This is a genomic window from Oribacterium sp. (assembly GCF_057249185.1).
Map to the genome: position 1 here is coordinate 1 of NZ_DBHIGR010000104.1, position 7,747 is coordinate 7,747.

Here is a 7,747-nt window from a genome sequence, read left to right on the forward strand (position 1 = left end):
GGCAAAGCTCAAGGAAAAGACCAAGAGAAAGATTAAGGCAAAGCTCAAGGAAAAGGCCAAGAGAAAGATCAAGGCAAAGCTCAAGGAAAAGACCAAGAGAAAGATTAAGGCAAAGCTCAAGGAAAAGACCAAGAGAAAGATCAAGAAAAGATTAAGCAAACATTTTTAGAACAAATGTTTGCTTTTTTTATTTACAAAACAAATGTTTGGTTTTAGAATAAGAGAAGAAAGGAAGAAGAATGGAGATAGAGCCATGGATGTGTATGGGGAAGTGCAAAAGGAAAGAAAATGTCACTATATGGCCATTGATTTAAAGTCTTTTTATGCTTCCTGCGAGTGCAGAGAAAGAGGCTTGGATCCTATGGATGCTTATTTGGTGGTGGCAGATGGAGAAAGGACGGAAAAAACCATCTGCCTTGCAGTAAGTCCTGCCCTAAAGGCTTACGGTGTTCCGGGAAGAGCCAGACTTTTTGAGGTGGTAGAAAAGGTACGAAAGATCAATTACCAAAGGTCGAAGCTTTACGGAGGACAGCCTCTTGTGGGAAAGTCCTGCTTTGATTCAGATTGTAAAGCCTATCCCTTTTTGGCGGTAAACTATATTACGGCTCCTCCCAGGATGGCTTTATACATGGCTTACAGCAGGCGGGTTTATGAGGTGTATTTGGAATTTGTTTCTAAAGAGGATATTCATGTCTATTCCGTGGATGAGGTTTTTATGGATCTTAAGCCCTATGAAAGAATTTATCAAAAAAGCAGTAGAGCCTTGGCGGAGGAGATTTGCAGAAGAGTTTATGAGGAGGTAGGGATGATTGCCACCGTCGGCTTAGGGGAGAATCTCTATCTGGCCAAGGTAGCTATGGATATCGAAGCAAAACACATGCAAGCCTCTAAGGAAGGGATTCGTTTGGCTATGTTGACGGAGCAATCTTATCGGGAAAGTCTTTGGCAGCATAAGCCCCTCCATGACTTTTGGCGGATTGGCCGAGGAATTGAGAATCGTTTGGCTCACTATGGAATCTATACTATGGGAGATATTGCCATGGCGGCTCTTTCCGGCAGTAAAGAAAAGAAAAATCAGGTACTCCTGTATAAGCTTTTTGGAATACAGGCAGAGCTTTTGATTGACCATGCCTTTGGCTATGAAACTTGCAAGATAGAGGATATTAAGGCCTTTCACAGTAAAAGCAATAGCCTGCATAGCGGGCAAGTGTTGCCGTCTCCCTACGGCTTTTCCGAGGGAAGGATGGTGGCAGAGGAGATGGCGGAGGATTTGGCGCTGGATTTACTGAAGAAAGGGAAGGATTCTGCCTTTGTGCAGCTCTATCTCTCCTTTGATGAAGAGAATGGGGGAGAAAGCTATGAAGGGAATCTTGTCTGGAATCACTATGGAAAAAGAGTACCGAAATCGGTCCATGGTCTCTATCATTTTCAGAAAAGAAGCAATCAGGGGAGAGCCTTTCGAGAGGCGGTTTTGGAGATCTATGACAGGATTATGGACAGAAGATTAAGAATCAGAAAGCTCAGTATTTCCGCAGAGGATGTAAGGGACTGTGAAGCCTTACCGGAGGGGCAGTTGGATTTGTTTCAGCATTTTTTGACCTCGGCTGAGGAAGAGCAGGAGCTTAGAGAAAGGGCGCAATTTCTGGAAAAGGAGGAGAAGGCTAGAGGAGCAGCTTTAGCGGTAATGGAGAAATTCGGAAAGAATGCCTTACTGAAGGGCTACCAGTATCTGGAGGGAGCCAGAGGGAGGGAGCGGAACCGACAGATTGGAGGCCATAGCAGCGGCGTTTCAGACTTGGCTTCTATCAGGAGAAAGGAGGAAGCAACTATAGCGAAGAATATAGTGGAAGAAGAGGATTATGAAAGATAAAAAAAAAGAAAAGATAGGAGAAAACTCCTATCAATCCATTTTATATACTACTTATCCCATCCCCCTTCTTCGGAAGAGGATGTCCAAGGAAAGTCGAGCGGCACAATTCGCTCCCTTTGCTGCCCTAAAAGGTTATGAGGAGATGTTGGAAGAGGAAAATCCTAGTCCTTTTTCTGTACCAGTAAGGACTGGATAAATTGCTCTGCTGTTCGTCCTGTGGCGGCTCCTCTTCGGATAGACCAGGCATTGGCCATGGTCAGAAGCTTTTCCTCGGAAATGGAAAGCTTGTATTTATTGGCCAGAGAAAGCACAATTTTTTGATAAAGGGTATAGGCCGGCTTTTGGAAGAGGATGGAAAGACCAAAACGATCTGCCAGGGAAAGTTTTTCCTCTGTGGTATCGGAATGGTGCAGGTCCTCCTGGTATTCGATATCATTTTTATCGGAAAGATTTTCCTTTACCAAATGTCTTCGGTTAGAGGTGGCATAAAGCAGAATATTGTCTGCTCTTCCTTCCAAGCCTCCTTCCATGACCGCCTTCAGCAGTTTATATTCCACTTCAAAATTCTCGAAAGAAAGATCGTCAAAGTAAAGAATAAAGAAATAAGGTCTTTCTCTAAGGGTTTGCAAGAGGAAGGGAATTCCCTCCAGATCTTTTTTGAAAAGAGAAACAAAGCGGAGTCCTTTAGAATGGTATTCCTCCAAAAGCGCCTTCATGCAGCTGGATTTTCCGGTTCCCGCATCTCCGTAGAGTAGGACGTGATTTGCATTCTTTCCTGCCAAAAGGGCTTCGGTATTCTCTTTCAAGGCGGAAATTTCCTTTTCATAGCCCAAAAGAGTGGAGAATCCGGGATACTTCTGCAAGGGAAGACCTTCCAAACAGTATTCGGAAGAGCCTGTACCGAAAATATTTTCTTTTTCCAAGCTAAAGGCGGAATGACAACGGAAAAGTCCTACACCCTTTTCCTTATATTCCCTTTCCAAAATAGAGGAGAATTCTAAAGCATCCTTTGCTGTTTCCAACTTATTGTTAAAGGAAAGCAGCTGTGCTTCGTAGGAATAGGAGGGAAAGTGCTCTGTCTTGGCTGCTTCGGAAACTTTTCCTCGAAATACGGAATCGATAGCTTTTTGTTCCTTCGGAAAGAAGAAAGACAGGTTTAAATGATAGAGGGAATAGAGGATTTCCATTTCTCTTTGGATAAATTCCGGATGAGAGAAATGACTCCAGCCTCTTTTTTCGGCAGATAAACTTAGAGAATTTTCGTCCTGCAAAAGAAAATCGGCAAGAAAAATATGCCAAAGGTTTGTTCCCTTTGGCATATTGGAATAGTTTTGAAAGAGACGGGAGAGGGCAGAATAGGGAGCATCGTCCCTTAAATCCTGTACAAAATCTGTTTCTAAAAGATTTCGGTAAAACAATAATTCTTCCATTCTTTCTAAATTCATCCCTTGTACTCCTATTCTTTATTTACTGAAAAAACTTGACGGTAGATATTTTCTATTTTTTATTAAATGATAGATTTCTCTAATTAGACTTGCTTTTTCCGGAACTGCTCTTGCTGTTATCGTGAGAGGAATTCTTTTCCGAACTATTCTTGGAAGAGCTCTTTTCCGAACTGCTCTTTTCGGAATTGCTTTTTTCAGAACTTTCACCGGTATGATTTTTGGAAGAACCGTTTTTTTCTGAGCTTCTTTCCTCCTCTTTATTGCCTGACTTACCGTTATGTGTGTTGCTCTTACTATCTTTGTTTTTACTGTTTTCGTTCTTGCTATCTTCGTCCTTAGCCGCTTCTTCATCCGCCTTGGTTTTCGGGTAAGGAGATTCTTCTAAAGTGAAGTTGCCGGTAACCTGATTTCCCGATTTATCAGAAACATACACGGTAAGTCCATTACTTTTCATGGAAAATGTTACCTTGCCGCTAGCTTCATCAATGTTGGTGGGTTTAAGATTGTCTCCATCCTTATCAATTCCGTAAATTGTGGCATAATCCACTCCGGACTGATCATCGGTAACGGTAAACTCAACATATCCGGAGCCGAGAACAACATTATCCTCATCAATGACGGGGGGATTTTCGTCAAAACTATTGATTTGGGTATTGCTTACTTGCATCATCCCGTTGATGGATTTTGCGGAAATTCGAAGATTTCCATTTCCGGTAAGAGAAATGATGTAATTTTGATTTTCCTTTGTGAAATTTTGCTCTTTTCCCTCTAATTTTGCGGTGAACTCTTTAATAGGAAGAACGGAATCCACATGAACCAAAAGTGTTCGTACAGCAGGATCATCCGTTTCCGTAGCTTCATTCACCTTTAACTTCGGGGTAGCCAAAACAAAAAACAAAATAATGGAATTAATCACCAGATAAGGCAGGACATAATGAAGAAGTATAGAAAGGAAGCCGGACTTCTTTTTCTGTGACCCTTTGGAACTTCTATAATCTTTTTGGTTGGACATGTTTTTCTCCTCAGCTTTTTCTAGATACTACGGCAAGAAAGTATACCAAATCTTCCTTTTGCTTACAAGATAACTTCTATGCAATTAGGACTTCCTATCGAAATTGTTAAGAAATAGCGCTGCATTCGCTGAATTTAAAGAGCACTGTCAAAATCTTTGATAATGAACATTTTCAAAGATATTCCCCAAGACATTCCTAAAGACATTCCTAAAGACATTCCCTCTGAACCCTAGGCAAAAGAGAAAGAGAATGTTAGAATGAAAAGACCAATCTTGGAGGGGTGTTATGAAATTTGATACGAAAAGAGATATAAAAAGGCTACTTGGCGTTTTGGCGGGAGCCACCTTGCTGGCTTTGAACCTGAAAACCTTCGTTTCAGCCGGAGGACTTTTTCCGGGAGGAGCTACGGGACTCACAGTCCTGTTACAAAGAGTAGCGTTACGCTATTTTAACTTAGCGCTTCCGTATTCTGTACTGAATATCATTATCAATATTATTCCTGTTTACATCGGCTTTCGGTATGTGGGAAAAAAATTCACAATCTTATCTTTGATTATGATTTTATTCACAGGCTTTGTTACGGATAGAGTGAATTTACAGCCCATTACCTCGGATATGCTTTTAATATCTATCTTCGGAGGAATCTTAAATGCCTGTGCCATTACGCTTTGCCTCAGGATGGATGCCACTTCCGGGGGAACGGATTTTATTGCGATTTATCTGTCTCAGAAAAAGGGAGTGGACACTTGGAATTTGATTTTCTATTTTAACGCCGCCCTTTTGGCTGTTGCCGGATATCTTTTCGGTTGGGAGAAGGCGTTATACTCCATCATTTTCCAATATGTGTCTACACAAACCGTTTCCGCACTTTACAGAAATTATCAAAAGCTTACGCTTTTTGTGATTACGGATTATCCCAATGAAATAGCAGCGGGAATCCATGAGGTCTGTCATCACGGCGCCTCTATTATGCACGCCATGGGAGCATTTGAAAGAAAAGACCATTATATGGTGTATTCTGTGATTTCTTCAGCGGATATCAAGAAGGTGAAAATGAAGATTAACGAGATTGATCCGGAGTCCTTTGTGAACACCATTCGTTCCCAGGATATTACCGGGCATTTCTATATGAGACCGAAGGATTAAAAGAGTAGGGGATGATATTTCTGTTTGAAGCAAAAGGACTTAAAGGGCAGAAAGTAACAGTAGAGAAAAGGGAGAAGAAGTACTTATGAAAAAGAAGTATCAAAATATATTTTTGGATTTGGATGGAACCATTATGGATTCCGGCTCCGGAATTATGAAGTCGGTACAATATGCCTTGGATCATTTTTCCTTGCCTAATGAACCGGAGGAAAAGCTGAGAAGATTTGTGGGACCTTCCTTGCAGGATTCTTTTATGCGATTCTACGGTTTTTCCGAAGAAAAGGCTAAAGAAGCCATTTCTTATTATCGGGAATATTATCCTGAGAAGGGAATGTATGATGCCTTTTTATATCCCGGGATGGAGGAATGCATGAAGAAGATGCATGAAGGAGGGAAGAAGCTGGTGCTTTTAACCTCTAAGCCTCTGTTTTTTGCCACACAAATCATAGCCCACTTTGGTTTATCCCCTTATTTTTTCCTGGAAATCGGCACGGAGCTTAAGGAGCAACATTCCGACAAGAGTTTCTTGATGGAGCAAGCTATAGAAAAGGGCTGTTTTCAAAGAGAAGATTGTCTTATGGTAGGAGATACAGTTTATGATATTCAAGGGGCGAAGGATGCAGGAATCGACTCTGTGGCAGCGCTCTACGGCTATGGAGAACGGAAAGAAATCGAAACGGCAAATTATTTCATTGAAAAGCCTTTGGATTTATTGAAGATTGTTTTTTAAAAAGTAAATTTACTCGGTGTACCCGCTGCTGAATGAAGAGGGAAAATTATGGCAGGATAGCGGTAAAATTATATTTACAGTTCAAGAAGAAAGGATGTTTATGAAAAGAAATCTTTGGAAATGGCTGTTACTTTGTCTTCTTTGCCTTGGTCTTTTTGCCTGTACCAAGGGCGGAGAGAGCTCTACGGAAGCAAAGAAGGAATCTACTCCTGCTGTAGAAGAGAAGAGCTCTTCAGTAGAAAGTTCTGAAAATGCGGAAGAATCTAAGGCAGAGAATAAGACTGAGACAGGAGAAGGCCCGACGATTTTAAGCCTTAAGGGACCCACTACCATAGGCCTTGTGCATTTGATGGAGAAAAGTGAAGAGGAAAAACTTCCTTACCAATTTCAAATGGAAGCAAGCCCGGATGCCTTACTTCCGGATTTTGTAGCCGGAAAGGGACAGATTGCTACAGTTCCGGCCAATATGGCGGCAGTTTTATACCAAAAGCTGGATAAGGATGTGGAAGTTCTGAATATCAATACGCTGGGCATCCTGTATGTAATTACCGGAAATGAGGAAGTGAACAGCATTGCGGATTTAGCCGGAAAGGATATTTATATGCCGGGACAGGGGGCCACACCGGAGTATGTGCTTCGTGCCCTGCTTTCCAAGAACAATTTGGAGGGAAATCTTAACTTTGTAACGGAACCTGCTGAGGCAGTAGCGCATTTACAGGTGAATCCCAACGACGTGGCAATTCTTCCTGAGCCCTTTGCCACTGCAACTCTTTTACAAAACAGTAATTTACAAAGAAAAATCTCTATTACAGAGGAGTGGAAGAAGTCCTTTGACGGGGTAGAGTTGCCCACAGCGGTAACCATTGTCAGAAAATCCTATGCCAAGGAACACCCTGAAATTGTGAAGGCTTTTTTGGATGAGGAAAAAGAAAGCATTGCCGCTGTGGAAAAGGATGTTCAGAAGACGGCAGAACTTGTGGTGAAACAGGGAATCCTGGAGAAGGAAGCTTTGGCTGCCAAGGCTATCCCAAACTGTAATATTCATTTCATTGACGGAGAAGAGATGAAGAAAGCTTTGGAGCAGTACTATCAAGTTCTTTTTGCATCTAATCCGAAGTCGGTGGGAGGAGTCTTACCGGAAGAGGGATTTTATGCAGAGCCTTAATAGAGGGGAAGTGACAGTTCTTTTTGAAAGCCATAGCTTGGATATAGAAAAGAACGAAATGCATTCCTGTTATTAGGAAGGAAAGAATGTGAAACAATGGCGTAAAGCGGGAATTATAATATTTTGGTTGCTTCTATGGGAATTGTTTGCCGGATTGGTGAACAATTCCTTTCTTTTGGTTGGACCTATAGAAAGTGTTAAAGCCTTAAGTCGACTATTACAGCAGCAAGAATTCTACGGAATACTGTGGAAAAGCTCTCGGGGAATTCTCTCGGCCTATCTTCTGAGTTTTGTCCTAGCTTTAATCCTTTCTTATCTTTCCTATAGAAATTCTTTGTTGGAGGATTTTTTGAAGCCGGGAGTTTTTGTGTTAAGAAG

7 protein-coding genes are annotated in these 7,747 nt (G+C 41.7%); 4 read left to right on the forward strand and 3 right to left on the reverse strand.

What is annotated here, in order from left to right:
• Positions 1-253 precede the first annotated feature (253 nt).
• A complete protein-coding gene (locus tag ACO4PX_RS06790; RefSeq protein ID WP_315364864.1) occupies positions 254-1,870 on the forward strand; it encodes a Y-family DNA polymerase in 1,617 nt (538 codons plus the stop codon).
• Positions 1,871-2,031: 161 nt separating this feature from the next.
• Here the strand turns inward: ACO4PX_RS06790 and ACO4PX_RS06795 are convergent, their stop codons facing one another.
• Positions 2,032-3,315 (reverse strand): ATP-binding protein, encoded by a 1,284-nt coding sequence (locus ACO4PX_RS06795; protein ID WP_485572068.1) that lies wholly within the window; start codon positions 3,313-3,315, stop codon positions 2,032-2,034.
• 79 nt (positions 3,316-3,394) lie between these two features.
• Positions 3,395-4,327, reverse strand: coding sequence for a hypothetical protein (locus tag ACO4PX_RS06800; RefSeq protein ID WP_314346623.1), 933 nt, complete (start codon positions 4,325-4,327; stop codon positions 3,395-3,397).
• 286 nt (positions 4,328-4,613) lie between these two features.
• Between ACO4PX_RS06800 and ACO4PX_RS06805 the strand changes: the two genes are divergently transcribed.
• The 3 genes from ACO4PX_RS06805 (at position 4,614) to ACO4PX_RS06815 (ending at position 7,369) form a co-directional block, all read left to right on the forward strand.
• Positions 4,614-5,474: a YitT family protein gene (locus ACO4PX_RS06805; RefSeq protein WP_315364861.1), complete on the forward strand. Its 861-nt coding sequence runs from the start codon at positions 4,614-4,616 to the stop codon at positions 5,472-5,474.
• 85 nt (positions 5,475-5,559) lie between these two features.
• A complete protein-coding gene (locus ACO4PX_RS06810) occupies positions 5,560-6,204 on the forward strand; it encodes an HAD hydrolase-like protein (protein ID WP_007156260.1) in 645 nt (214 codons plus the stop codon).
• Positions 6,205-6,298: 94 nt separating this feature from the next.
• Positions 6,299-7,369, forward strand: coding sequence for an ABC transporter substrate-binding protein (locus ACO4PX_RS06815; RefSeq protein WP_485572069.1), 1,071 nt, complete (start codon positions 6,299-6,301; stop codon positions 7,367-7,369).
• Between the two features lie 197 nt (positions 7,370-7,566).
• Here ACO4PX_RS06815 and ACO4PX_RS06820 read toward each other — a convergent pair.
• Positions 7,567-7,747: hypothetical protein (locus ACO4PX_RS06820; protein ID WP_485572070.1), on the reverse strand; the 181-nt coding region annotated here is incomplete at its 5' end.

Bases quoted from the DNA above. Each gene is read 5' to 3' on its own strand.
- ACO4PX_RS06790 (WP_315364864.1), top strand. From the start codon at position 254: ATGGATGTGTATGGGGAAGTGCAAAAGGAAAGAAAATGTCACTATATG.
- ACO4PX_RS06795 (WP_485572068.1), bottom strand. From the start codon at position 3,315: ATGAATTTAGAAAGAATGGAAGAATTATTGTTTTACCGAAATCTTTTA.
- ACO4PX_RS06800 (WP_314346623.1), bottom strand. From the start codon at position 4,327: ATGTCCAACCAAAAAGATTATAGAAGTTCCAAAGGGTCACAGAAAAAG.
- ACO4PX_RS06805 (WP_315364861.1), top strand. From the start codon at position 4,614: ATGAAATTTGATACGAAAAGAGATATAAAAAGGCTACTTGGCGTTTTG.
- ACO4PX_RS06810 (WP_007156260.1), top strand. From the start codon at position 5,560: ATGAAAAAGAAGTATCAAAATATATTTTTGGATTTGGATGGAACCATT.
- ACO4PX_RS06815 (WP_485572069.1), top strand. From the start codon at position 6,299: ATGTTTATGAAAAGAAATCTTTGGAAATGGCTGTTACTTTGTCTTCTT.